Here is a 22,977-nt window from a genome sequence, read left to right as displayed (position 1 = left end):
GGAGCCGCTAGAATCCGCCTATTCACGAGGTAGGGAGTTACCGATGTCCTTGCGCGCATCCTTCGCGTTGACCATTGCGTTCATGCTGCTTTCAGCCGTTGCCCAGGCAGCCGGCATTTCCTACAGCAAGGACATACAGCCGATCTTCACCGACAAGTGCGTGGCCTGCCACGCCTGCTACGACTCGCCGTGCCAGCTCAACCTGAGCGCCGCCGAGGGCGCCCAGCGCGGCGCCAACAAGCTGCCGGTGTACGACGGCACCCGCACCAAGGCCCAGGAAACCACGCGCCTGTTCCTCGATGCCCACGGCGCCGACGCCTGGCGGCGCAAGGACTTCTGGTCGGTGCTGGACGCCCGCGGCGGCCAGGCGGCGCTGATGCAGCGCATGCTCGACCTCGGCCAGGCCCACCCGCTGGTGCCCAACGCGAAGATCCCCGAGGGCCTGGACCTGTCGATCAACCGCAGCAACCAGTGCCCGACGCCGGACAGCATCGACGAGTTCGTGCAGAAGAACCCGCGCAGCGGCATGCCCTTCGCCGTCACCGGCCTCAGCGCCCAGCAGTACGCCACCCTGAAGCAATGGCTGGCCGAGGGCGCGCCGGTGGACGAGCAGGCCTGGCAGCCCAGCGCCGGCGAGGCGCGGCAGATCGCCGAATGGGAGCGCTTCCTGAACCAGCCCGGCGCCCGCGAAAGCCTGGTTTCGCGCTGGCTCTACGAGCACCTGTTCCTCGCCCACCTGTACTTCGAAGATCAGGGCGCGCCGGGGCACTTCTTCCAGCTGGTGCGCTCGCGCACGCCCAGCGGCCAGCCCATCGACCCCATCGCCACGCGGCGGCCCAACGACGACCCCGGCGCGGCCTTCTACTACCGCCTGTGGCCGATCCAGGGCGTGATCGTGCACAAGACGCACATCACCTACCCGCTGAGCCCCGCGAAGCTGGCGCATACCCGCGAGCTGTTCTTCGCCGACACCTGGGCGGCCGATAAGGTGCCCGGCTACGGCCTGCAGCACCGCGCCAACCCCTTCGAGACCTTCGCCGCCATCCCGGCCCGGGCGCGCTACCAGTTCATGCTGGACAACGCCGAGTACTTCGTCCGCACCTTCATCCGCGGCCCGGTGTGCCGCGGGCAGATCGCCACCGACGTGATCCGTGACAACTTCTGGGCGATCTTCCAGGACCCGGCCCACGACCTCTACGTCACCGACCCGGCGTACCGGGCCAAGGCCACGCCGCTGCTGGGCCTGCCCGGGCAGATCGACGACATGGGCCAGATGCTCCAGCAATGGACCAGCTACCGCGACAAGCGCAACGAATACGAGGCGTTGCGCCTGGACGCCTACGAAGAGGCTCCGGCGCCGACCTGGGCGGACATCTGGCACGGCAACGACAACGCGCTGCTGTCGATCTTCCGCCAGTACGACAGCGCCTCGGTGCGCAAGGGCCTGATCGGCGGCGTCCCGCAGACGCTGTGGTGGATGGACTACCCGCTGCTGGAGCGCACCTACTACCAGTTGGTGGTCAACTTCGACGTCTACGGCAACGTCTCGCACCAGGCGCAGACGCGCCTGTACTTCGACCTGATCCGCAATGGCGCCGAGCAGAACTTCCTGCGCCTGATGCCGGTGGCCGCGCGCAAGCACCTGCTCGACGACTGGTACCAGAACAGCGGCCGGCTGAAGATGTGGCTGGACTACCAGAACCTCGACAACGACGCGCCGACCGGCCTGGACCTGCCGGAGAAGGGCGCCAAGAATGCCTTCGCCGTGCAGTTGCTCAGCCGCTACGCCAGCCTCGATGCGCGGCCCGACCCGATCAACCTGTGCCAGGACGGTGGCTGCTACCGGCGCAGCGTCCCGCGCCCGCTGCAGGACGCCGAGCAGGCCTTCAGCCGCCTGGTCAGCCGCCCGGCGGCGGGGCTGAAGGTGATCGAGCAGTTCCCCGAGGCGACCATCCTGCGCGTCGAACTGCCCGGCGGAAAACGCGAGATCTACACGGCGCTGCGCAACCGCGCCCACAGCAACGTCGCCTTCATGCTCGGCGAGTCGCTGCGCTACCAGCCGGGGCTCGACACCCTGACCATCTACCCGGGCGTGCTCTCCAGCTACCCGAACTTCATGTTCGACCTCAAGGCGGAGGAGGCCGGCGACTTCGTCTCGGCCCTGGAGCGCGTGCAGAGCCAGGAAGACTTCGACAAGGTGGTGGAGCGCTGGGGCATCCGCCGCAGCCACCCGCAGTTCTGGCGCTACTTCCACGACCTCGACGCCTACCTGCGCGAGACCGAGCCGGTGGAGGCGGGCATCCTCGACATGAACCGCTACGAGAACCTCTGACGGCTGACACTGTAGGAGCGAGCTTGCTCGCGAACCCAAGCCCGCAGCGGGGCTGTTCGCGAGCAAGCTCGCTCCTACAGTGGGGTCATCCGGCCAACTGCGAATTATTCCTACTAAATTGGTAGGGCTTTATCCGGGGCGGGCGAATGGCGTAAACTGCCTCCACGTTTGCGAGGAGTTGCCATGAGCGCCATCACCATTACCGAAGCTGCCCAGGATTACCTGGCCGAACTGCTGGTCAAGCAGGACACCCCCGGGATCGGCATTCGCATCTTCATCACCCAGCCGGGCACCCAGTACGCGGAAACCTGCATCGCCTACTGCAAGCCGGGCGAGCAGAAGCCGGAAGACACCCCGATCGGCCTGAAGGACTTCACCGCCTGGGTCGACGGCATCAGCGAGCCCTTCCTGGAAGACGCCGTCGTCGACTACGCCACCGATCGCATGGGCGGCCAGCTGACCATCAAGGCGCCGAACGCCAAGGTGCCGATGGTCAACGAGGACAGCCCGATCACCGAACGCATCAACTACTACCTGCAGACCGAGATCAACCCCGGCCTGGCCAGCCATGGCGGCCAGGTGAGCCTGGTCGACGTGGTCGAGGACAACATCGCCGTGCTGCGCTTCGGCGGCGGCTGCCAGGGCTGCGGCATGGTCGACATGACCCTCAAGGACGGCGTCGAGAAGACCCTGATCGAACGCATCCCGGAACTGAAGGGCGTGCGCGACGTCACCGACCACAGCAACAAGGAAAACGCCTACTACTGAGTGGCGGGTGTTTCGACAAAAAAGCCGCCCTGAGGGGCGGCTTTTTTGTGCGTGTGGCAGTGTTGCACGCGGTTGCGGTGATGGGTATCGCTTCGCTCAACCCATCCTACAAAAGTCCCCGCGGCCGTGCTCTTCGTAGGAGCGAGGGGGACGCCTAGTTCTTGCTCGCGACCCGCATGGCACCGTGTTTGTTCGCGAGCAAGCTCGCTCCTACGAGAAGCCGTGCTCGCCTGTACGTACCCGCGAATCGCGCGCAGGGCGCGCTCCTACAATGGGAATGGCGCGGGTGGGGCAGCGTAGGAGCGGATCTCATCCGCGAATCGCGCCGGGATGGCCGGCTATCGCGGACAAGGTCCGCTCCTACGGGGGAGGAATACCGTGGCTCCCGGCGACCTGTAGGAGCGGGCCCTGCCCGCGATTCGCGCGCAGGGCGCGCTCCTACATGGAATGGCGCGGGTGGGGCAGCGTAGGGGCGGATCTCATCCGCGAATCGCGCCGGGATGGCCGGCTATCGCGGACAAGGTCCGCTCCTACGGGGGGAGGAATACCGTGGCTCAGGCGCTGGCCGGCTGGCGTCGGCGCGCCGGCCAGAGCAGCGCCAGGGCGAACGCCAGCACCGGCCACACCAGCAGGTTCACCGCGCTCCAGCCCAGGCTGGTGATGAGCGCGCCGGAGCTGAACGACATCAGCGCCGCCATCAGGCTGTTGCCTTGCTCCATCAGCCCCTGCGCCTGGCCGCGCTCGTCCGCGCCGTGGCCTTCGCCGAGCAGGGTGGTGCCGGCCACCAGCAGCAGGTTCCAGCCCATGCCCAGCAGCAGCGAGCTGGCCAGGAAGTGGCCGTGGTCCAGGCCGGCCAGGGCCACGGCTGCGCTGGCCGCCAGCAGGGCGATGCCGAGCAGGGCCACGCGGCGGCTGCCCAGGCGGTCCACCAGCGGGCCGGCGACGAAGGCCGGGAGGAACATGCCGAGGATGTGCCACTGGATCACGCTCGCCGAGCTTTCCAGGGACAGCCCGCAGAACTGCATGGCCAGCGGCGTGGCGTTCATGATCAGGATCATCAGGCCGTGGCCGGCGGCGGTGCAGGCCATGGCCGCGCGTACCAGTGGCCGGCCCAGCAGGGCGCGCATGGCCGCCAGGCCTCCATGGGGTGGGCGAGGCGCGGCGCCTTCGCGTAGGCGCGCCATCAGCAGCAGGCCGACGAGCGCCAGCGCGGCGATGGCCAGGTAGGCGCCGACGAAGGGCGTGGGCAGCGCCTCGCGGGCCCACAGCGCCAGGCTCGGGGCGAGCAGGGCGGCCAGCACTCCGCCGCCGATCACGTAGGCGCTGGCGCGGCCCTTCTCGGCCTCGCCCACCGCCTCCAGGGCGGCGAAGCGGTAGTACATCGCCGAGGCCTGGTAGCCACCGATGGGCAGTGCGCCCAGGCACAGCAGCCAGAACGAGCCCAGTTGCACGCCCAGGGCGCAGGTCAGCCCGCCGAGCACGCCGCCGGTGGCGCCGAGCATCAGCCCGGGGCGGCGGCCGTGGCGCTGCATGAACAGCGACAGCGGCTGCACCGCCAGCAGGTTGCCCAGCACCAGCAGGGCCAGGGGCAGGGTGGCCAGGCCGTTGAGCGGCGCCAGTTGCGCGCCGATCAGCGAGGTCAGGGTGATGCCGATCAGCGAGCACGACCAGTACAGCGCCTGGCCGAGGAACAGCAGGCGCAGCGCGCCGTTGCGCAGTAGCAGCATGTCCGCGCCCTCAGTTCCGGCAGCCGCCGGGCTTGAGCACCCGTTGCGTCGAGGCCGGGTGGCGCAGCAGCGCCTCGCTCGGCCGCCGTGGCCGTTGCAGCAGCTCGCCGCCGCAGTTCGGGCACTCGCCGCCGAGCACGCCTTCGGCGCAGTCGCGGCAGAAGGTGCATTCGAAGGTGCAGGTGCGCGCGTCCGTGCTATCGGCGGGCAGGTCGCGGTCGCAACATTCGCAGTTGGGGCGCAGTTCGAGCATGGCGAGGTCCTTCTGGCTGGGGATCAGGCGTCGGTGAGCTGGCCGAAGCGTTCGGCATATTCCTGGGGACTCACCGCCAGGTGCTTGTGGAAAGTGCGCCGCAGGTTCTCCGGGTGGCCGAAGCCGCACAGCCGCGCCACGGTGGCGATCGACGCCCGGGCGTCCTGCAGCAGGGCGCGGGCGGCTTCCAGGCGGACCTTCTCGACATAGCGGCCGGGCGCTACGCCCAGTTCGGCGATGAACACCCGCGACAGGGTGCGTGGGCTCATGCAGGCCTGCTCGGCCAGGGCTTCCAGCGACAGGTCGGCGCCGAGGTTGGCCGGGATCCACTCCAGCAGCGCGGCCAGGCGCGGCGCGCGCACCAGCTCGGGCGTCAGCCAGGCGCTGAACTGCGCCTGGCCGCCGGGCCGCCTGAGGAACATCACCAGGCGCCGGGCCACGGCCAGGGCCAGCGGGCGGCCCAGGTCGGCCTCCACCAGCGCCAGGGCCAGGTCGATGCCGGCGGTGACCCCGGCGGAGGTGAACACGTGGTCGTCGCCGTCGCGGCGGCTGGGGTCGTAGGTGTGCAGGCGGTCGCCCTGCACGTGGACTGCGGGGTGGCACTCGCGCAGGGTGTCGACGTCGGCCCAGTGGGTGGTGGCGCTGCGCCCGTCGAGTACCCCGGCGGCGGCCAGCAGCAGGGCGCCGGAGCACACCGAGCCGAGGCGCCGCACCTGGCCTTCGGCGGCGCTTAGCCATGCCAGCAGCGCGGGGTTGGCGCACTGCGCCTCCACGCCCAGGCCGCCGGGTACCAGCAGGGTGTCGAGGCTGGCTGCGTCGGTATTGGCCCAGGCGGCGTCGGCGCAGATGCGCAGGCCGGCGGAGGTGGCCACGGGGCCTTCGTTTTCGCCCAGCACCAGCAGTTCGTAGGGCGCCGGCAGGCCCTGGCGTTGGCGCTCGACGTTGGCCGAGGCGAACACCTGCAGCGGGCCGGTGACGTCCAGGCTCATGACGTCGGGGTAGATCAGGCTGGCGATGCGGCGGGTGGCGGGCATGGCGGGCGGCTCTCAGGGTTTACCGGGAGTGTGCGCCGGGTGGGGAGTGGCGGCAATGACATGGGCCCCACGGATCTTGCCAATTACTCGGTGGTTTTTTGTAGGAGCGAGCTTGCTCGCGAACAGCGTTTCCTGGGATGCAGGTGTCTTGGATTGACTCCGCTCCCTCACCCCAGCCCTCTCCCAGAGGGAGAGGGGGCTGTTTGGAGCGAGCTGGAAGTTCGGCATTCTCCTGGCAGTCCCATCAGCCAGCTGCAGCCACAGGATCACGCCGAACCCACAACCTGCAGAGGACAGCCCCCTCTCCCTTCAGGGAGAGGGGGCTGTTTGGAGCGAGCTGGAAGTTCGGCATTCTCCTGACAGTCCCATCAGCCAACAGCAGCCACAGGATCACGCCGAACCCACGACCTGCAGAAGACAGCCCCCTCTCCCTTCAGGGAGAGGGGGCCGTTTGGAGCGAGCTGGAAGTTCGGCATTCTCCTGGCAGTCCCATCAGCCAACAGCAGCCACAGGATCACGCCGAACCCACGACCTGCAGAGGACAGCCCCCTCTCCCTTCAGGGAGAGGGTTGGGGAGAGGGGACGGAGTTCAGCCGGGCTCCGAAATAACCGGGAAACTCTGTTCGCGAGCAAGCTCGCTCCTACAACAGCCCCCGCTCCCGAAAATGCCCCACCGGAAATAAAAAACGCCGTTTCCCTCCCCGAGGAAAACGGCGCTTTTCAGCTCCGGGCCACAAGGCCTGGGCTTCACTCCGGCATATGCCATTCCTGCAGGTCATAGCCTTCGCGGTTCAGCTCCTCGCGGGCCTGGGTCAGCAGGTCGGCCAGGCGGGCCGGGTCGGAGTATTCGGTGCAGGGGATGCGCGTCAGGCCCAGCAGGCGGGTGCCGGTGCGGTCGAGCACGGACAGGTCGAGGCTGCCGTCGCCGCCGGACTGGTCGATCCAAGTGACGCAGTGGAAGGGTTGGAAGGCTCGTCCGGTGATCAGCAGAGCCTCGTTGAAACGAAGGGTCGCGTTCATGGTGGTTACACTCTCTGCGCAGGTCATCCATTGCTCTGTTAAGGGGACGGCGCTTCACTGATCCGTCCGATCTGTACAGCCCATTGACACCGCGAGCCGCGCAAAAAGTCACAACGCCTGTCGCTTTTGTGCACAAGGTTGTCGCATTGGAAGCGGGGAAATTGCCGGCAATCTTCCGGGAAATCGCGGGTAAATGGCTCTGCCACGCGGCTTTCATCGAACTTGCGGGGTGCGCCGTTGCGTCGCAGGGCGCGCGTGCCCCCGGTTCGGCTTTTCCACGGCCAATTCGTGACAGCCGGGGCAGGGCGCCGCAAGATAGGGGCTTTGCATCCGCTTTTGCCTGAGGAGGTTTCATGGAGATTCGCTGCGACTTCGACAGCGGCAACATCCAGGTGCTGGATGCCAGCGACCCGCAGGACGTGCGCCTGGCCCTGCGCCCGGACCTGAACAGCCCGCATTTCCAGTGGTTCCACTTCTGCGCCGACGGCATGACCCCGGGCCAGCGCTACACCTTCAACCTGACCAACGCCGGGCACTCCAGCTACACCGGCGGCTGGCCGGGCTACCGCGCGCTGGCCTCCTACGACCAGCGCGACTGGTTCCGTGTGGACAGCAGCTACGACGGCCAATCCCTGCGCTTCAGCCTCGACGCCGAGCAGCCCCGGGCCTGGTTCGCCTACTTCGAGCCCTACAGCCGCGAGCGCCATGCCGCGCTGGTGCGCCAGGCCATCGAGCAGGCCGGCGCCGAGCTGGTGGCCACCGGGCGCAGTATCGAGGGCCGCGACATCCCGCTGCTGCGCATCCGCCGCAACCCGCAGGCCACGCGCAAGCTGTGGCTGATCGCCCAGCAGCATCCCGGCGAGCATATGGCCGAATGGTTCATGGAAGGCCTGATCGAGCGCCTGCAGCAGAAGGATGCGGAACTCGACTATCTGCTGCAGCACGCCGAGCTGTACCTGGTGCCGAACATGAACCCCGACGGCGCCTTCCGCGGCCACCTGCGCACCAACGCCGCCGGCACCGATCTCAACCGCGCCTGGGCCTCGCCCAGCGCCGAGACCAGCCCGGAAGTGCTGTTCGTCCAGGCGCACATGCGCCAGCAGGGCGTCGACCTGTTCCTCGACATTCACGGCGACGAGGAAATCCCCTACGTGTTCGCCGCCGGCTGCGAGGGCAACCCCGGCTACAGCGAGCGCCAGGCCTACCTCGAAGCGGAGTTCCGCAAGCGCCTGGAGGAGCGCGGCGAGTTCCAGAGCCTGCATGGCTACCCGCGCAGCGCGCCGGGCAAGGCCAACATGACGCTGGCCTGCAACCACGTCGGCGAAACCTACCAGTGCCTGGCGCTGACCCTGGAGATGCCGTTCAAGGACCACGACCTGGCCCCGGACGCCCGCGCCGGCTGGAGCGGCGCGCGCGCCAAGCGCCTGGCCGGCGCCGTGCTCTCGACCCTGTCGAGCCTGGTGGAAGAACTGCGCTGACTGGAATCTTCGCCGCCGCGTGCCAGTCTAAAGCAGTGAGGAACTTGCATGCGGAGGTGTCCATGTACAGGACGCGCAAGCTGTTGACCCCCCAGGAGATCGAGGACCTGCAGGAACGCATGGAGGCCATGGAGGAACTGGACTTCCGCGAACGCCGCGAAGTCCGCAAGAACCGCGCAGGCGAGCATCGCCCGCGCCTGGCCGCGACGCCGGCCTGACCGGCGCGCCCCGCACCCTGCCGCCGCTTCCTGCGTGGCCGGGTGCGCGCAAGGCGCCTGCCCTGGCAGCCCTGGCCGGGCCGAGTGGCAAAGGGAGGGCGGACACCCGCGCTGCCATTAAGTTGCCAGTACTCGGATTATTAATCTCGCTGTCATAAAGCGTACATATTCACGGCATTAAATCATCACGTCTTCTAACCAACCGGGGACTTCCCGGACTTCCTCCCATATTGAGGTATTGACGTGATGCTGCTCAGCAAAACCCGCTTGTCCGTCCTGCTGGCTTCCATGGCCCTGACCGGCCTGGCCCATGCCACTGATGTCACCGGCGCCGGCTCCAGCTTCGTTTACCCGGTGCTGTCGAAGTGGTCCCAGGAATACAGCAAGTCTTCCAGCAATCGCATCAACTACCAGTCCATCGGCTCCGGCGGCGGCATCGCCCAGATCAAGGCCGCCACCGTCGACTTCGGCGCCTCCGACGCCCCGCTGTCGGCCGACGACCTCAAGGCCACCGGCCTGGGCCAGTTCCCCAGCGTGATCGGCGGCATCGTGCCGGTGGTCAACCTGGACGGCGTCGAGCCGGGCAAGCTGCACCTGGACGGTGAAGTCCTGGCCAAGATCTTCCTCGGCAGCATCACCGACTGGAACGACCCGGCCATCGCCGCGCTGAACCCCGAGCTGAAACTGCCGGCCACCAAGATCACCGTGGTCCGCCGTTCCGACGGTTCGGGCACCTCCTACAACTTCACCAACTACCTGTCCAAGGTCAGCCCGGAGTGGAAGGACAAGATCGGCTTCGGCACCACCGTACCCTGGCCGGTCGGCATGGGCGGCAAGGGCAACGAAGGCGTCTCCGCCTACGTCAAGCAGATCAAGAACTCCATCGGCTACGTCGAGTACGCCTACGCCCTGCAGAACAAGATGTCCTACGCCTCGCTGAAGAACGCCGCCGGCAAGTTCGTGCAGCCCAACACCAAGAGCTTCCAGGCTGCCGCCGACACCGCCGACTGGGCCAACGCCAAGGACTTCAACCTGCTGATGACCAACGCCCCGGGCGACACCGCGTGGCCGATCACCGCCACCACCTGGATCATCATGTACAAGCAACCGAAGAACGCGGAACAGGCCCAGGCCGCCTTCCACTTCTTCAAGTGGTCCCTGGAGAACGGCCAGCAGCAGGCCGCCGCCCTGGACTACGTGGCGCTGCCGGATTCCCTGGTCAAGCGCATCGAAGGCTACTGGAAGTCGGACTTCGCCCGCTGATCGGGTGAATGACCAGGACCGCCGCCCGGAAGCCCCGTGCGGCGGTTCGCTTGCTTGGATGAACCGATGTCTACCGAATCCTCACCGTCCCTCGCCATGCCCAACCTGAAGGCCGCCGAAGCCGAAGACCGCGCCCAGCGCGACCAGCGCCACGACCGCTGGTTCCGCAACGCCATGTTCGGCTCCGCCATCCTGGTCCTGCTGTTGCTCGCCGGCGTCGCCGGCTCCACCCTGTGGGGCGGCAGCCTGGCCTTCTCGCACTTCGGCCTGGACTTCCTCACCAGCACCGAATGGGATGCGGTGAACAACAAATTCGGCGCCCTGGTACCGATCTACGGGACCCTGGTCACCTCCTTCCTGGCGCTGCTGATCGCCGTACCGGTCAGCTTCGGCATCGCCATCTTCCTCACCGAGCTGGCGCCGCCGTGGCTGCGCATGCCGGTGGCCGCGGCCGTCGAGCTGCTGGCCGGCATCCCCTCGATCATCTACGGCATGTGGGGCCTGTTCGTCTTCGGCCCGTTCATGGCCCAGCACATCGCCCCCTGGCTGAACGACTACCTGGGCGCGCTGCCGCTGATCGGCGGCCTGTTCCAGGGCCCGCCGTTGGGCATCGGCATGCTCAGCGCCGGCATCGTCCTGGCGATCATGATCATCCCCTTCATCACCTCGGTGATGAACGAAGTGTTCAACAGCGTACCGACCACCCTGAAGGAATCGGCCTACGCCCTGGGCAACACCACCTGGGAAGTGGTCTGGGACATCGTCCTGCCGTACACCCGCTCGGCGGTGGTCGGCGGCATCTTCCTCGGCCTCGGCCGCGCCCTGGGCGAGACCATGGCGGTGACCTTCGTGCTGGGCAACTCGCAGCACTTCTCCGCCTCGCTGCTGATGCCCAGCAGCTCCATCGCCTCGGTGATCGCCAACGAGTTCAACGAGGCCTACACCGACCTGCACCGCTCCTCGCTGATCGCCCTGGGCTTCCTGCTCTTCGTGGTCACCTTCATCGTTCTCGCCGCCGCTCGCCTGATGCTGCTGCGCCTGGCCCAGAAGGAGGGCAAGTGACATGGCCGGCAACGAAAGCCTGTACCGCACCCGCGCGTTCAAGAACCGCGCCGCCATGGTGCTCAGCTGCGGCGCCACCCTGTTCGGCCTGATGTGGCTGGCGTGGATCCTGCTGACCACCATCAGCCACGGCATCGAGGCGCTGAACCTCAACCTGTTCACCAAGATGACGCCGCCGCCGGGGGCCGAGGGCGGCCTGGCCAACGCCTTCTACGGCAGCGTGCTGATGAGCGCGCTGGCGCTGCTGATCGGCACCCCCATCGGCCTGATGGCCGGCATCTGGCTGGCCGAATACGCCCGCCACACCCGCATGGGCACCGTGGTGCGCTTCATCAACGACATCCTGCTGTCGGCGCCGTCCATCGTCCTGGGCCTGTTCGTCTACACCAGCGTGATCCTGCCGCTGAACTACCTCACCGACCACCGCGTGGGCTTCTCCGCCATCGCCGGCGCCCTGGCCCTGGCCCTGCTGGTGATCCCGGTGGTGGTGCGGACCACCGACGAAATGCTCCAGCTGCAGCCGACCACCATGCGCGAAGCCGCGCTGGCCCTGGGCGTGCCGCAATGGAAGCTGACCCTGCAGATCGTCCTGCGCGCCGCCCGCGCCGGGGTGATCACCGGCATCCTCCTGGCCCTGGCGCGCATCACCGGCGAAACCGCGCCGCTGCTGTTCACCGCCTTCGGCAACCAGTTCTGGAGCAGCGACCTGCTCAAACCCATGGCCAGCGTGCCCGTCGTGGTCTTCCAGTACGCCATGAGCCCCTTCAGCGACTGGAACGCTCTGGCCTGGGCCGGCGCCCTGGTGCTGACCCTCTTCGTACTGCTGCTCAGCCTCACCTCCCGTCTCATCCTTCTGCGCAATAGGGCATCCTGATGACTGCCATGACCACCGCCATCGCCGCCGAACGCACCAAGATCCGCGTTCGCGACCTGGAGTTCTTCTACGGCGAGCACCGTTCGCTCAAGTCCATCAACATGGACATCCCGGAGAAGTGCATCACCGCCATCATCGGCCCGTCCGGCTGCGGCAAGTCGACCCTGCTGCGCATCTTCAACCGCATCTACTCCCTGTACCCGAAGCAGGAAGCGCGCGGCGAGGTGCTGCTCAACGGCGAGAACATCCTCGCCCCCGGCTACTCCATGAACCGCCTGCGCAGCCAGGTGGGCATGGTGTTCCAGAAGCCGGTGCCGTTCCCGATGACCATCTACGAGAACATCGCCTACGCGGTGCGCCACCACGAGAAGGTCAACCGCCGCGAGATGGACGACCGCGTCGAGCAGGCCCTGCGCGGCGCGGCCCTGTGGGACGAAGTGAAAGACAAGCTGAACGCCAGCGCCCAGGGCCTCTCCGGCGGCCAGCAGCAGCGCCTGTGCATCGCCCGCACCATCGCCCTCAAGCCCCAGGTGCTGCTGCTCGACGAACCGACCTCGGCGCTGGACCCGATCTCCACCGGGCGCATCGAGCAGCTGATCACCGAGCTCAAGCAGGAGTTCACCGTGGTCATCGTCACCCACAACATGCAGCAGGCGGCGCGTTGCTCGGACTACACCGCCTTCATGTTCCTCGGCGACCTGATCGAGTTCGGCGACACCGACACCCTGTTCACCAAGCCGGCCAAGGAGCAGACCGAGGACTACATCACCGGTCGCTTCGGCTGATCGCCCCGGCGTTCACCCGACGCCCGCCACGGTGCAAGCCGTGGTGGGCGTTTTTCGTTATGGATTCCGGCAACCCCTTGCCACCCACGGCAGACGCTTGCCGACGGCAGGCTCTTCGTAGGAGCGAGCTTGCTCGCGAACCGCACGGCAACGTCGCAACCGGGAAAGCCCGTTCGCGAGCAAGCTCGCTCCTACAGGGGAGGGCGGCGCCGTCATGACCGCCGGCTGGCATCCTGGCGTGTTTCTTGCCCGATATAGGCTCCCCCCTTCGGCACGGGAGACCTGCCCATGAACATCATCGACGGCCTGAGCGGCATCAGCCTGGCGACCAAGCTGGTGCGCGGCGTGGTCGCCGGCGCCAGCGAGTTCGCCAGCTACCTGGCCAACGCCAGCAGCGCGAGCGCGACGACGAGCGGTACGAGCGAGGCGCCCTCCGGCGCGGTAGCATCCTCCGGCGGCGCCGCGCAGAGTGGCGGCGGCCCCCTGGACGAATTCCTCGCCTACATGAAGCTCAGCCCCGGCGAAAAACTGCGGCACAGCGTCATGCAGGACATGGACATCACCCAGGAACAGCTCGACGCCATGCCCGCCGAGGACCGCGAGCGCATCGAGAACGAAATAGCCCAGCGCATCAGGGAAAAGATCACGCAGCAGGCCGACTCCGGCAGCCAGCCGGTCGCACCCACTGCCACTCCGGTGGCCCTGAAGCAGATGTATGGCGTCGAACGAACCCAGCCCAGCCTCGATCTCCTCGGCTGACCCCGCCCCGGCCGGCCCTCGCGCCGGCCTCAAGCCTTGTATCGGAACCGATACGGGACGCTACCCGATGCTGGCTGCATCGCTGAACTCCCTTGCCTAGACTGCGGTCTTCCGCAGTGAACCCACGTTTGTGCACATGTCTTCCATGCAATCCCACAGCAGACTCATCAGCCACGTTCCCCGGCACCTGATCCAGCAGGCCGTGGCGAAGAAGGTCGGGCGCGGCTGGCGCGCCGATTTCAACGTTGCGGTGTGGCTGCACCTAGCCACCGCCGGCGACGCCCAGGTGACACTGAAAGTCAGCTACCAGGACGGCGAGACCGTCCGCGAGCAACTGATCGACCGCGGCCGCGTCGGCTTCAACCAGCGCATCCTGCTGTGCGGCATCGCGCGCCTGGAATACAACCAGGCCATCGAATCCATGAGCCTGTCGCTGCTGTGCGAGGAACCCATCCAGACGCTGATGGTGGACGAGTTGTTCGTCCAGGCGGTGGAATTGCAGCGCGACGGCGAGCGCAGCCGCAAGCGGCGCTGAAGATTCATCCCAAGGAGTGATACGCCAGGGCCGGCCGATGCGCTGAAATGATCCTGCCCGTCAACTTCCACCGGATGGCCCATGAGCTTCGACCCTTCGCACCTGCAGTCCTACACCGAATACCGTGGCATCGAGATTCCCTTTCTCGACCACCTGAAGTTCCGCTACCAGCCGGCCGGCGCCGGCGAGCACGACGGCCACCTGGTGCTGCGCGTGGAGCGCGAACACCTCAACGGCTGGCGCAACGCCCACGGCGGCGTGCTCATGAGCCTGCTCGACGTGGCCATGGCCCTGGCCTGCAGCCATGCCGACGAGGAAGGCCGAGGCTGCGTGACCGTCGAAATGAAGACCAGCTTCCTGCGCCCCGGCGGCGACGTCGGCGAAGTGCTCGAAGCCTTCGGCCAGGTCCGCCACCGCACCCGCTCCATCGCCTTCTGCGAGGCCGAAGTCCGCAACGCCGCGGGCGAAACCGTGGCCACCGCCAGCGGCACCTTCAAGTACCAGAACAAACAGCGCCCGGTGATCGACGCCTGAGCCTGCCCCCCCGGAATGACTGTAGGAGCGGGCCCTGCCCGCGATTCGCGCGCAGGGCGCACTCCTACGGGGATCACCTTGATCGACGCAGCGTAGGAGCGGACCTTGTCCGCGATAGCCGGACGCTCCGGCGCGATTCGCGGATGAGATCCGCTCCTACAACGTGCACCCCGTAGGAGCGGACTCCGTCCGCGATTCCCTCCCATGGCACCCTGCCATCCCCAACCGCTCTGGCCCGCAGGTTTTCGTGAGGCGAAAGGCGCTTTTGTCATGATTCTGTCATCAGTCGTAACTACATTTTTCTGTCATGAAAATGTCACGCCTGAGTGACGGAGCCAGTGACGGCCCATACCGACCTTGCGAGTGCTGACCCCATGCTGCTCAACGACAAGACCCTGCCCCAGCGCATCCGCCAGGAGGCGCTCGACGACCGCGACGAGGAACTCGAACTCGACTGGCAGGAGCTCTACGACCTCGACGGCCTGCGCGCCGACACCCTGGAGAACTTCGAACAGCACCTGCTGCGCCAGCGCTACTTCGGCGAACTGTTCCGCCTGCAGGGCGAACTGGTGAAACTGCAGAACTGGGTGGTCAAGACCGGACACAAGCTGGTGGTGCTCTTCGAAGGCCGCGACGCGGCGGGCAAGGGCGGGGTGATCAAGCGCATCACCCAGCGCCTCAACCCCCGCGTATGCCGTGTCGCGGCGCTGCCGGCGCCGAACGACCGCGAGCGCACCCAGTGGTACTTCCAGCGCTACGTCTCGCACCTGCCGGCGGCGGGGGAGATCGTGCTGTTCGACCGCAGCTGGTACAACCGCGCCGGTGTCGAGCGGGTGATGGGTTTCTGCAACGACGAGCAGTACGAGGAATTCTTCCGCAGCGTGCCGGAGTTCGAACGCATGCTGGCGCGCTCGGGCATCCAGGTGATCAAGTACTGGTTCTCGATCACCGACGAAGAGCAGCACCTACGCTTCCTCAGCCGCATCCACGACCCGCTCAAGCAGTGGAAGCTCAGCCCCATGGACCTGGAATCGCGGCGGCGCTGGGAGGCCTACACCAAGGCCAAGGAAACCATGCTCGAACGCACCCACATCGCCGAGGCGCCCTGGTGGGTGGTGCAGGCCGACGACAAACGGCGCGCGCGGCTGAACTGCATCCACCACCTGCTGGGCCAGGTGCCTTACGAAGAAGTGGCGCAGAAACCCATCGAACTGCCGGCGCGCCAGCGCCACGCCGACTACGTGCGAATCCCCACGCCGGCGGAAATGCTGGTGCCGGAGCAATATTGAGCCCAGGCCTGGCGTAGGGCGGATAACGTTCCACGTTATCCGCCGTTTGACCTCGCTCGCCGGCGACTCGGTGTCGAGCTTGGAGCGGGTCACGCATTCCCCCGGCTCGACCGAGGCAGGGTCGATGAGAAAGGTGAGGCGGCGTATAACCGCGAACGGTTATACGCCCTACGCCAGGCTCGACCTTTGCGTAGGGCGGATAACGTTCGACGTTATCCGCCGTTTGACCTCGGCCACCGGCCCACTCGGTGTCGAGCCCGACCTCGGCCACCGGCCCACTCGCTGCTGAACCTGGCATTCCACCCCGACCAGCGGCCCACCCCCCAGGCGACGACCCGCGCCTTCCCGTAATAAAAGTGTGGCTATGCTTGGGCCCATGGACATCCGGATCGAACAGACCGATGGTGATCCGCCCGCATGGAAGGTCTTCCTGGGGACGTTCTTCATCGTATGCGCCAATGAAGACGAAGCCTCAGCCTGCGCCGAAGCCGCGCGCCGCTACGTCAGCGCCAACCCCGCCATCCACTGCGACCCGCCCAGCCCGCCGGCGGCCATGGCGCCCCTGCGCGCCGGCTGCCGCCCACCCAGCGGCACCGAGCTGGAGGCCTGGGAACTGCGCTGGCCGGAGCGCTACCTGGGCACCTGAGCGGCATGCCCTGCCCGAATCCCGGCTTGCCGGAGACGAGCCGATTTCCGACAGTGCTGCACCGCCCTCGCCGTAGCTGATTTCCGCAATTGCGCCGAGCGTTGTGGGACTTGACCCCAGGGGTTCGCCGCGTGAGCCGGCGGTCAAGTTCTGCGCGGCGCGCCACCCCTAAGATCGCCCCCACGCGCCGGACCAGGCCTTGCCGTGCACCGGTCGCACCCACGACAAGAACAACCAATGGGGGACCACCACCATGCAGATTCGAAGCGGCGGCTGGACGGCCCGGCAGCGCTGGCGCATCCAGATCTTCGCCATCACCTGGCTGGCCTACGCCGCCTTCTACTTCACCCGCAAGGCCTTCTCCGTGGCCAAGCTCGGCATCGGCGAAGACCCCGGCTTCGTCCTCGACAAGGCGGCCATGGCCGACCTGGACGCCCTCTACCTCGCCGCCTACGCCGTGGGCCAGTTCGTCTGGGGCAGCTTCGCCGACCGCTTCGGCCCACGCGTGGTGGTGGGTGGCGGGCTGTTCGTCTCGGCCCTGGCGGCGCTGGCCATGGGCACCTTCGCCACCGTGCCGATCTTCGCCACCTGCATGGTCGTCCAGGGCCTGGCGCAGTCCACCGGCTGGTCGGGGCTGTGCAAGAACATGGGCGGCTTCTTCTCCACCGCAGAGCGCGGCCGCGCCATGGGCTACTGGAGCACCTGCTACGCCTTCGGCGGCCTGGTGGCCACGCCCTTCGTCGGCTGGTGCGCCTACCAGCTCAGCAATGACTGGCAGGTGGCCTTCACTGCCTCCGCCGGCGTGGTGCTGGCCGTGGGCTGCCTGTTCCTGCTGCTGCAACGCAACCGCCCGGAAGACGTCGGCCTGCCGCCAGCGGACGACGAACAGGAAGCGCAGGCGCAAGCCACCACCGGCCTGTGGGACGCGCTGCGCCAGGTGCTGCGCAACCGCACCGTGCTGGTCCTGGGGCTGGCCTACTTCCTGCTCAAGCCGGCGCGCTACGCCATCCTGTTCTGGGGCCCGGTGATCATCTACGAGCGCATGCCGGAAATCGGCAAGGTCGCCGCCGCCGTCGTCCCCACCGCCTTCGAGGTCGCCGGCCTGCTCGGGCCCATCCTCATCGGCCTGGCCTCGGACCGGCTGTTCGGCGCCCGGCGCATGCCCGCCTGCGTGCTCAGCCTGCTGGCGCTGGCGGCGTGCCTGGCGCTGTTCACCCCGGTGCTGCTCAGCGGCAACCTGTACCTGGTGGTGGGGCTGCTGTTCCTCATGGGCGTCACCCTCTACGGTCCCGACTCGATGATCAGCGGCGCCGCCGCCATCGACTTCGGCACCCGCCAGGCCGCCGGCACCGCCACCGGCTTCGTCAACGGCTGCGGTTCGGTGGGGGCGATCCTCGGCGGCCTGCTGCCCGGCTACTTCGATACCTTCTCTGTATTCATCCTCTTCACCGGCGCCGCGCTGACCGCCTGCCTGCTGCTGGTGCCGTTCTGGCACAGCCTCCCGCAGGGGAGGGCAGGCGCCGCACCCGCCACCGCCCTGCAAGCCCGCTGAGCCACCACCGGGCCGCCCGCGGCCCGGCCGCATTCCCGACTAAACAAGGAGAACGCCCATGGCCCTCGCACTCTTCGACCTGGACGACACCCTCATCGACGGCGACTGCGCCAGCCTGTGGAGCCGGCACATGGCCGACCTGGGCTGGGTGGAAGGCGACGCCTTCGTCCGCCACGAACGGGCACTCATGGCCCTGTACGCCGAAGGCCGGCTGGCGATGGAAGACTACATGGCCTTCACCCTGGCCCCCCTGGCGGGGCGCACCCCCGAGGCCGTCGCCGCAGCGGTCGAACCCTTCGTCACGGAAGTCATAGGCCCCTGCATCCGCTTCGACGCCATGGGCTGCCTGAACCAGCACCGCGAAGCCGGCGGCCGCCTGCTGATCATCTCCGCCTCGGCGCACTTCCTGGTCGCCAGCATCGCCGCCCGCCTGGGCGTGACCGAAGTCCTGGCCATCGACCTGGAACAACACCAGGGCACCTACAGCGGCCGCACCCAGGGCACCCTGACCTACCGCGAAGGCAAGGTCACCCGCCTGCAAGCCTGGCTGCAGGAACAGGACGAAAGCCTGGCCGGCGCCCACTTCTACTCCGACTCCCGCAACGACCTGCCGCTGCTATCCCTGGTGCAAAACCCCCGAGCAGTAAACCCCGACCCAGCCCTGCGCTACCACGCCGAAACAGCCGGCTGGCCGATCCTCGACTGGCGCTGAAATCACTTAAAGGCGGCTCTAGCGTTGCAGGCCGATGCCGCCCCTCCCGCTCACACCAAACGGCCCCCTCTCCCTTCAGGGAGAGGGCTGGGGAGAGGGAACGGAGTAACCCCTAAACACCGCAATCACCGGCAAACACCACCCACAAGCAAGCCCCTACAACCCAGCACGTCACACCGTACCCCTTGTAGGAGCGCGCCCTGCGCGCGAATCGCGGGCAGGGCCCGCTCCTACAGGTCGGCACCGACCCTCCCCGCCACGCCGAACGACTCCCTCTCCCTTCAGGGAGAGGGCTGGGGAGAGGGAACGGAGTAATCCCCAAACGCTGCAATTACCGGGAAACGCAAGCCCCTACAACCCAGCACGTCACACCGCGCCCCTTGTAGGAGCGCGCCCTGCGCGCGAATCGCGGGCAAGACCCGCTAACGTTGCAGGCAACCACAGCTTCTCGTAGGAGCGAGCTTGCTCGCGAACAAACGTGGTACCATGCGGTTCGCGAGCAAGCTCGCTCCTACGAAAACCCCCTACCTCAACCGCCGAGCCTACTCCCGCCAACCCGCCCGCACCTCGGCAGACCCCCGCACCACCCGCGGCAACTCCGCCATGTTCACCCACAATTGCCCCTGCCAATCCAGCACTCGCACACCCTGCCGCCCCCAACTCAGGCACAACTGCCGCGGCCCGACCTCGCCGCCCCGACAACGCACCTCCGGCACCACCTGCGTACTGATCCACCGCCGCTATTTTTCCCTGCAATCTCCCCGGCTCATTCGCCGCCTACGTAATTTTCAGCTTCCGCCATCAGCAATTGCTAAGAAATGAAGCTCTATATACCGATGAGGTCCGAACTGCATGAGGAGTGGCTCCCGCTACTTCACACCACTGAGCTTGAGCAGGCCCACAAGTAGAAACAACCATGCTGAACCCGCGAGCAGAAGGCTGCCTGAAATGAGCATGAGTCGCCTGATATCAGGTGGGAAATTACGTAGGTCCTCGGGACTCAGATGGCCACGACGAATATTGATTCTTGTCAGTAGGAACATGAAACCCGCTGTGCTGGCGACCTGCATGCAGCGCGAGCGGAAACTGGAGCCCGCCCATATTCGGTTGTAATTATTGACGCCAGGACTATTGGGAAACGCAGTGAGGATTCGCTCATAGTGGCGGTGCGTTGTATAGGCCAGGACCGCTGCACCGGACAGCAAGATCACGAAGGGTGAAAGAAGACAAGCAATTTGCACATCCAAGGGCCAGGATTCAAACCACATGCCGAAATTCATGGCTGGCTCCTTTCATATATTTTCCCTGCAATCTCCCACGACCATTCGCCGCCTTTGCCTCCCAGCGTAACTTGTAGTTCCGCCATCAGAAATTTCTAAGTGGTGAAGCTTTACGTACCGATGAGGCCCGAACTGTATGGGGGCTGTTAGTTCACACCACTTAGCTTCAGTAGGGCGAGCATTAGGCCCAGCCAAGCCATTCCCGCGATAACCATCCAGGTTGAAATCAGTAGGCGGCGCCTGAGTGCGGGCGGGAAGTTGCGCATGTCCTCCCTATCAAGAAGGCCTCGGCGAATACTCCTGCCGGGAAGCAGAAGGGCACCGCCGATGGAGCTGACCAGATGGCAGCGAGAGATAAGGTCTTGGCTACCCAAGATGAGACTTGTTCGTTTGGGGAGCTCGCTATTTGAAAGCGCTACCAGTATGCCCTTGAAGTCGCGGCTGCAAGCAATGTAGATGCCAAGAGCCATACCGGACAGGCTAACTAGGAATGGGCTGAGCATGAATGAAAATGCCCACCATGAATTCCAGAATTCGTTCATATTGTTGTTTGTAATATGTAAATTTGATTTGTGATTTCTGCAAAGCTCATCCTTCGGCCTGAAAGGATTTCAGAGCTTCAGGATGGATGGAGGGATGGTTAGCTAAATAATAGTGATCCCGTGATTATCCATGTCAGACTTATGCCAAGTAGCCAAGACGATAGAAGTGCTCTGAACTTAATATTTTGGGGGGCGTTTAGTAGTTCTTCGTGCTCAAGCTCTCCGCGGCTCAGGTAGTACCGGGACATGAGTATTGCCCCGCATATTGTATTTAGCTGCATGTAGCGAGAGAGAAAGCCAGAGCCTTTCCAGATTATAGTCTGTCTTTTCACGTAGATGCTTTTTGGAAATACTGAGAGCAATATTTCAAGATCGTGTCTGACCATGAAGAGAGTGATTAATTTTCCTGCTACCCCTATAGCGAAGGGCGTTAAGAAAAATGTTATCTGTAATAAGAATGGCCAATCGTCAAACCAGCTTTCAAAGCTCACTTCTTACGGACTCCCTCATGGATTTTCTCTCCAGTAGTTGCACCAAATTTCTTACCGACCGAGCTTGCCGAAAAACGGGGGCACTCCAACTACGAAGAAATACTCGCTGTGCAGATGCCTTAGTCCTCGAACGCGCCTTGGTGCAGGAGTTCGAGATTGCGTAGGGGGGCGGTGATCTGGTATAGACACTATGTCTAGCACATCTTTTGTCTGAGACATAAAAAGTGTATTCGAACCTGTTGTATTATTTCGCTCCAGTGAGCTTGAGCAAGCCAACAGCTAGAAGCAACCAGATTGAGGCAATGATGCAGAGCCACCAGCCAATCTTAAGCAGGAGTGAAATGCTTGGTGGTAATCGCTTGAGGTCTTCTATATCTAGCTCATTTCGGCGAATGAAGAATCCTGGCCAAGTCACGAGGCCTGAGATCCTGGTAATCTGGAAATACCGAAGTTTAAAGTTGGTTCTGACAGAGAATCTGGCACTATTTTGAACGAAGAGGCTGTTGGGGAAGGCCAAAATTACCCTATCGAAATGGCGATACGAAAGGTATGCGAATATCGCCATTCCAGCCATACCGATGAGAAAAGGGGAAAGAATAAATATAAATGCCCACCAACTGTTCCAGAATTCGGTCATGGCATCGTTTGCTCATGTATATAATCGCACATCAGTTCTCCTCCTTTAGTTGCTGGTTTCTGATACAGTGATGCTGGGTAAATTGGTTAAAAAGCTTTTTGGTGGATAGTGAAACTATTTGGCGTCGCTAAGCTCTATTAGAGCAATCATGATGCTCATCCAGATCATGCTAAATATTACCAGCCAAGTAGATATCATTAGTCTGTACCAGAGTTTCTTGGGGAAATCTTCAATATCTTTCGAGTCCAGCACTCCTCTGCGTTCATTCCAGCGAGCGAAAAGAAAAGCTCCTCCTATGGAGCTGACTAAGAAACAACGAGACATGAAATCCTTGTCGCCTAGAGTATTTCTTACCATTTGAGGCCACTTGCTATTTTTGAGCGCTGAAATCATGTCATGGAAGTGGGAGGTGCAGGCGATATGTATTCCAATTCCGATGCCAATAAGGCCGATAATGAAAGGCGATAACAGAAAGGCAATTTGTAGGTCCAGTGGCCAACTTTCATACCAGAATTTGAATTTGCTCAATTCTTAGCTCTCTCATAGACTTTCTCTCCGACGAGTAGTCCGGCTTTCTCTCCGCCTTTGCTACCTAGGTAGCTTCCTACGCCAACCAACATCAAGCTACATACCATTCCACCAGCTCCCCCGCTCGCTAATCCGATACCTATGCAGAGACTTGAGGCTGCACCGCTACCTGCCCAAGCACCAAGCGACCCTCCCGCCATGCTTCCAACGAAACTCCCCGTTTCAGTAAATCGCACTCTTTCGCAAGCCTCGGTCACCCCAGTCCGACACACCTCCTGCACTTTCAGTGCAGACGCAGTAGCCCCAAAGCCAATGCCGATATAGCCGCCGTACTTCAGATATCGCGCCGCCTTGTCCACCTCTTCGATATGTGTGGCATAGCATGAGGGCATCATTTAAGGAGACCAAGTTCATCGGGCATCGCTCAGTCGGATGAGGCCAATACCGACAAGCAACCAAAGGGATCCAATGATGCAGAGCCACCAGGCAATCCATATCAGACGTCTAACGGAGCAAGGAAACCTCCTAATCTCCTCGGCATTCAGTTCTCCACGTCGTATCGCTCCCCTCGGCCATAACACGAAGCTGGATATGGTGATGACTTGTAGATATCGAGCCTGGGAACTGGGTCCCGCCCAGAATCTGGCGGTATTTCTCA

Annotated in this window: 22 protein-coding genes; 15 read left to right on the top strand and 7 right to left on the bottom strand. The window is 64.7% G+C overall.

Annotated features, from left to right (window positions below):
* Positions 1-43 precede the first annotated feature (43 nt).
* Positions 44-2,332, top strand: a complete 2,289-nt coding sequence (locus tag ACTWJ5_RS20655; protein ID WP_253407042.1) for a fatty acid cis/trans isomerase — start codon at positions 44-46, stop codon at positions 2,330-2,332.
* Positions 2,333-2,515: 183 nt separating this feature from the next.
* Entirely contained in the window at positions 2,516-3,100 is a 585-nt protein-coding gene (gene nfuA, locus ACTWJ5_RS20650) for a Fe-S biogenesis protein NfuA (RefSeq protein ID WP_074983710.1), read from the top strand.
* 554 nt (positions 3,101-3,654) lie between these two features.
* Here nfuA and ACTWJ5_RS20645 read toward each other — a convergent pair.
* The 4 genes from ACTWJ5_RS20645 to ACTWJ5_RS20630 form a co-directional block, all read right to left on the bottom strand.
* Positions 3,655-4,824, bottom strand: a complete 1,170-nt coding sequence (locus ACTWJ5_RS20645) for an MFS transporter (RefSeq protein ID WP_444439627.1) — start codon at positions 4,822-4,824, stop codon at positions 3,655-3,657.
* Positions 4,825-4,837: 13 nt separating this feature from the next.
* A complete protein-coding gene (locus ACTWJ5_RS20640; RefSeq protein ID WP_261748312.1) occupies positions 4,838-5,080 on the bottom strand; it encodes a DUF1272 domain-containing protein in 243 nt (80 codons plus the stop codon).
* 23 nt (positions 5,081-5,103) lie between these two features.
* Positions 5,104-6,114 carry a GlxA family transcriptional regulator gene (locus ACTWJ5_RS20635; protein WP_261748313.1) on the bottom strand — a complete coding sequence of 337 codons (1,011 nt, stop codon included), beginning with the start codon at positions 6,112-6,114 and terminating at the stop codon, positions 5,104-5,106.
* Positions 6,115-6,861: 747 nt separating this feature from the next.
* A complete protein-coding gene (locus ACTWJ5_RS20630; RefSeq protein WP_009619255.1) occupies positions 6,862-7,134 on the bottom strand; it encodes a hypothetical protein in 273 nt (90 codons plus the stop codon).
* 353 nt (positions 7,135-7,487) lie between these two features.
* Between ACTWJ5_RS20630 and ACTWJ5_RS20625 the strand changes: the two genes are divergently transcribed.
* From ACTWJ5_RS20625 to ACTWJ5_RS20565, 13 genes are all read left to right on the top strand, one after another.
* On the top strand, positions 7,488-8,612 hold the full coding sequence (locus ACTWJ5_RS20625; protein WP_444436435.1) for a M14 family metallopeptidase: 1,125 nt from the start codon (positions 7,488-7,490) through the stop codon (positions 8,610-8,612).
* 62 nt (positions 8,613-8,674) lie between these two features.
* Positions 8,675-8,830 carry a hypothetical protein gene (locus ACTWJ5_RS20620; protein ID WP_181925984.1) on the top strand — a complete coding sequence of 52 codons (156 nt, stop codon included), beginning with the start codon at positions 8,675-8,677 and terminating at the stop codon, positions 8,828-8,830.
* 246 nt (positions 8,831-9,076) lie between these two features.
* Positions 9,077-10,093, top strand: a complete 1,017-nt coding sequence (pstS, locus tag ACTWJ5_RS20615) for a phosphate ABC transporter substrate-binding protein PstS (RefSeq protein WP_116423840.1) — start codon at positions 9,077-9,079, stop codon at positions 10,091-10,093.
* 96 nt (positions 10,094-10,189) lie between these two features.
* A complete protein-coding gene (gene pstC, locus ACTWJ5_RS20610; RefSeq protein WP_370311616.1) occupies positions 10,190-11,155 on the top strand; it encodes a phosphate ABC transporter permease subunit PstC in 966 nt (321 codons plus the stop codon).
* 1 nt (position 11,156) lies between these two features.
* Positions 11,157-12,029 carry a phosphate ABC transporter permease PstA gene (gene pstA / locus ACTWJ5_RS20605; RefSeq protein WP_074986475.1) on the top strand — a complete coding sequence of 291 codons (873 nt, stop codon included), beginning with the start codon at positions 11,157-11,159 and terminating at the stop codon, positions 12,027-12,029.
* On the top strand, positions 12,029-12,814 hold the full coding sequence (pstB, locus tag ACTWJ5_RS20600) for a phosphate ABC transporter ATP-binding protein PstB (protein ID WP_370686624.1): 786 nt from the start codon (positions 12,029-12,031) through the stop codon (positions 12,812-12,814). The genes pstA and pstB overlap by 1 nt, the downstream gene beginning before the upstream one ends.
* 288 nt (positions 12,815-13,102) lie before the next feature.
* Positions 13,103-13,573 (top strand): hypothetical protein, encoded by a 471-nt coding sequence (locus ACTWJ5_RS20595; RefSeq protein WP_074986477.1) that lies wholly within the window; start codon positions 13,103-13,105, stop codon positions 13,571-13,573.
* Between the two features lie 136 nt (positions 13,574-13,709).
* Positions 13,710-14,108: a hypothetical protein gene (locus ACTWJ5_RS20590; protein ID WP_245323053.1), complete on the top strand. Its 399-nt coding sequence runs from the start codon at positions 13,710-13,712 to the stop codon at positions 14,106-14,108.
* 81 nt (positions 14,109-14,189) lie between these two features.
* Positions 14,190-14,642: a PaaI family thioesterase gene (locus tag ACTWJ5_RS20585; protein ID WP_043266815.1), complete on the top strand. Its 453-nt coding sequence runs from the start codon at positions 14,190-14,192 to the stop codon at positions 14,640-14,642.
* A gap of 374 nt (positions 14,643-15,016) precedes the next feature.
* Positions 15,017-15,931: a polyphosphate kinase 2 gene (ppk2, locus tag ACTWJ5_RS20580; RefSeq protein WP_301501142.1), complete on the top strand. Its 915-nt coding sequence runs from the start codon at positions 15,017-15,019 to the stop codon at positions 15,929-15,931.
* A gap of 376 nt (positions 15,932-16,307) precedes the next feature.
* Positions 16,308-16,577 (top strand): hypothetical protein, encoded by a 270-nt coding sequence (locus ACTWJ5_RS20575; RefSeq protein WP_301501141.1) that lies wholly within the window; start codon positions 16,308-16,310, stop codon positions 16,575-16,577.
* Between the two features lie 253 nt (positions 16,578-16,830).
* Positions 16,831-18,129 (top strand): MFS transporter, encoded by a 1,299-nt coding sequence (locus tag ACTWJ5_RS20570; RefSeq protein WP_444436434.1) that lies wholly within the window; start codon positions 16,831-16,833, stop codon positions 18,127-18,129.
* Between the two features lie 58 nt (positions 18,130-18,187).
* Entirely contained in the window at positions 18,188-18,841 is a 654-nt protein-coding gene (locus ACTWJ5_RS20565) for an HAD family hydrolase (protein ID WP_444436433.1), read from the top strand.
* Between the two features lie 869 nt (positions 18,842-19,710).
* On the opposite strand, the gene ACTWJ5_RS20560 is transcribed toward ACTWJ5_RS20565, so the two are convergent.
* From ACTWJ5_RS20560 to ACTWJ5_RS20550, 3 genes are all read right to left on the bottom strand, one after another.
* A complete protein-coding gene (locus ACTWJ5_RS20560; protein WP_444436432.1) occupies positions 19,711-20,121 on the bottom strand; it encodes a hypothetical protein in 411 nt (136 codons plus the stop codon).
* Positions 20,122-21,398: 1,277 nt separating this feature from the next.
* The gene (locus tag ACTWJ5_RS20555; protein WP_444436431.1) at positions 21,399-21,791 is read right to left on the bottom strand and encodes a hypothetical protein; all 393 of its coding nucleotides are present in this window, start codon (positions 21,789-21,791) and stop codon (positions 21,399-21,401) included.
* Between the two features lie 114 nt (positions 21,792-21,905).
* Positions 21,906-22,319, bottom strand: a complete 414-nt coding sequence (locus ACTWJ5_RS20550) for a hypothetical protein (protein WP_152989195.1) — start codon at positions 22,317-22,319, stop codon at positions 21,906-21,908.
* Between the last annotated feature and the right edge of the window lie 658 nt (positions 22,320-22,977).

This window comes from Pseudomonas sp. A6 (genome assembly GCF_052367875.1).
Lineage (GTDB): Bacteria > Pseudomonadota > Gammaproteobacteria > Pseudomonadales > Pseudomonadaceae > Pseudomonas > Pseudomonas citronellolis.
The sequence above is the reverse complement of the archived record's forward strand: the minus strand, read 5'-3'. Positions and strand labels throughout refer to the sequence as shown.

Coding starts and splice junctions, on each gene's coding strand:
- pstS (WP_116423840.1), top strand. CDS start 9,077: ATGCTGCTCAGCAAAACCCGCTTGTCCGTCCTGCTGGCTTCCATGGCC.
- pstB (WP_370686624.1), top strand. CDS start 12,029: ATGACTGCCATGACCACCGCCATCGCCGCCGAACGCACCAAGATCCGC.
- ACTWJ5_RS20630 (WP_009619255.1), bottom strand. CDS start 7,134: ATGAACGCGACCCTTCGTTTCAACGAGGCTCTGCTGATCACCGGACGA.
- ACTWJ5_RS20570 (WP_444436434.1), top strand. CDS start 16,831: ATGCAGATTCGAAGCGGCGGCTGGACGGCCCGGCAGCGCTGGCGCATC.
- ACTWJ5_RS20555 (WP_444436431.1), bottom strand. CDS start 21,791: ATGACCGAATTCTGGAACAGTTGGTGGGCATTTATATTTATTCTTTCC.
- ACTWJ5_RS20575 (WP_301501141.1), top strand. CDS start 16,308: ATGGACATCCGGATCGAACAGACCGATGGTGATCCGCCCGCATGGAAG.
- ACTWJ5_RS20640 (WP_261748312.1), bottom strand. CDS start 5,080: ATGCTCGAACTGCGCCCCAACTGCGAATGTTGCGACCGCGACCTGCCC.
- ACTWJ5_RS20565 (WP_444436433.1), top strand. CDS start 18,188: ATGGCCCTCGCACTCTTCGACCTGGACGACACCCTCATCGACGGCGAC.
- ACTWJ5_RS20590 (WP_245323053.1), top strand. CDS start 13,710: ATGTCTTCCATGCAATCCCACAGCAGACTCATCAGCCACGTTCCCCGG.
- ACTWJ5_RS20560 (WP_444436432.1), bottom strand. CDS start 20,121: ATGAATTTCGGCATGTGGTTTGAATCCTGGCCCTTGGATGTGCAAATT.
- nfuA (WP_074983710.1), top strand. CDS start 2,516: ATGAGCGCCATCACCATTACCGAAGCTGCCCAGGATTACCTGGCCGAA.
- ppk2 (WP_301501142.1), top strand. CDS start 15,017: ATGCTGCTCAACGACAAGACCCTGCCCCAGCGCATCCGCCAGGAGGCG.
- ACTWJ5_RS20625 (WP_444436435.1), top strand. CDS start 7,488: ATGGAGATTCGCTGCGACTTCGACAGCGGCAACATCCAGGTGCTGGAT.
- ACTWJ5_RS20595 (WP_074986477.1), top strand. CDS start 13,103: ATGAACATCATCGACGGCCTGAGCGGCATCAGCCTGGCGACCAAGCTG.
- ACTWJ5_RS20620 (WP_181925984.1), top strand. CDS start 8,675: ATGTACAGGACGCGCAAGCTGTTGACCCCCCAGGAGATCGAGGACCTG.
- ACTWJ5_RS20655 (WP_253407042.1), top strand. CDS start 44: ATGTCCTTGCGCGCATCCTTCGCGTTGACCATTGCGTTCATGCTGCTT.
- pstA (WP_074986475.1), top strand. CDS start 11,157: ATGGCCGGCAACGAAAGCCTGTACCGCACCCGCGCGTTCAAGAACCGC.
- ACTWJ5_RS20635 (WP_261748313.1), bottom strand. CDS start 6,114: ATGCCCGCCACCCGCCGCATCGCCAGCCTGATCTACCCCGACGTCATG.
- ACTWJ5_RS20585 (WP_043266815.1), top strand. CDS start 14,190: ATGAGCTTCGACCCTTCGCACCTGCAGTCCTACACCGAATACCGTGGC.
- pstC (WP_370311616.1), top strand. CDS start 10,190: ATGCCCAACCTGAAGGCCGCCGAAGCCGAAGACCGCGCCCAGCGCGAC.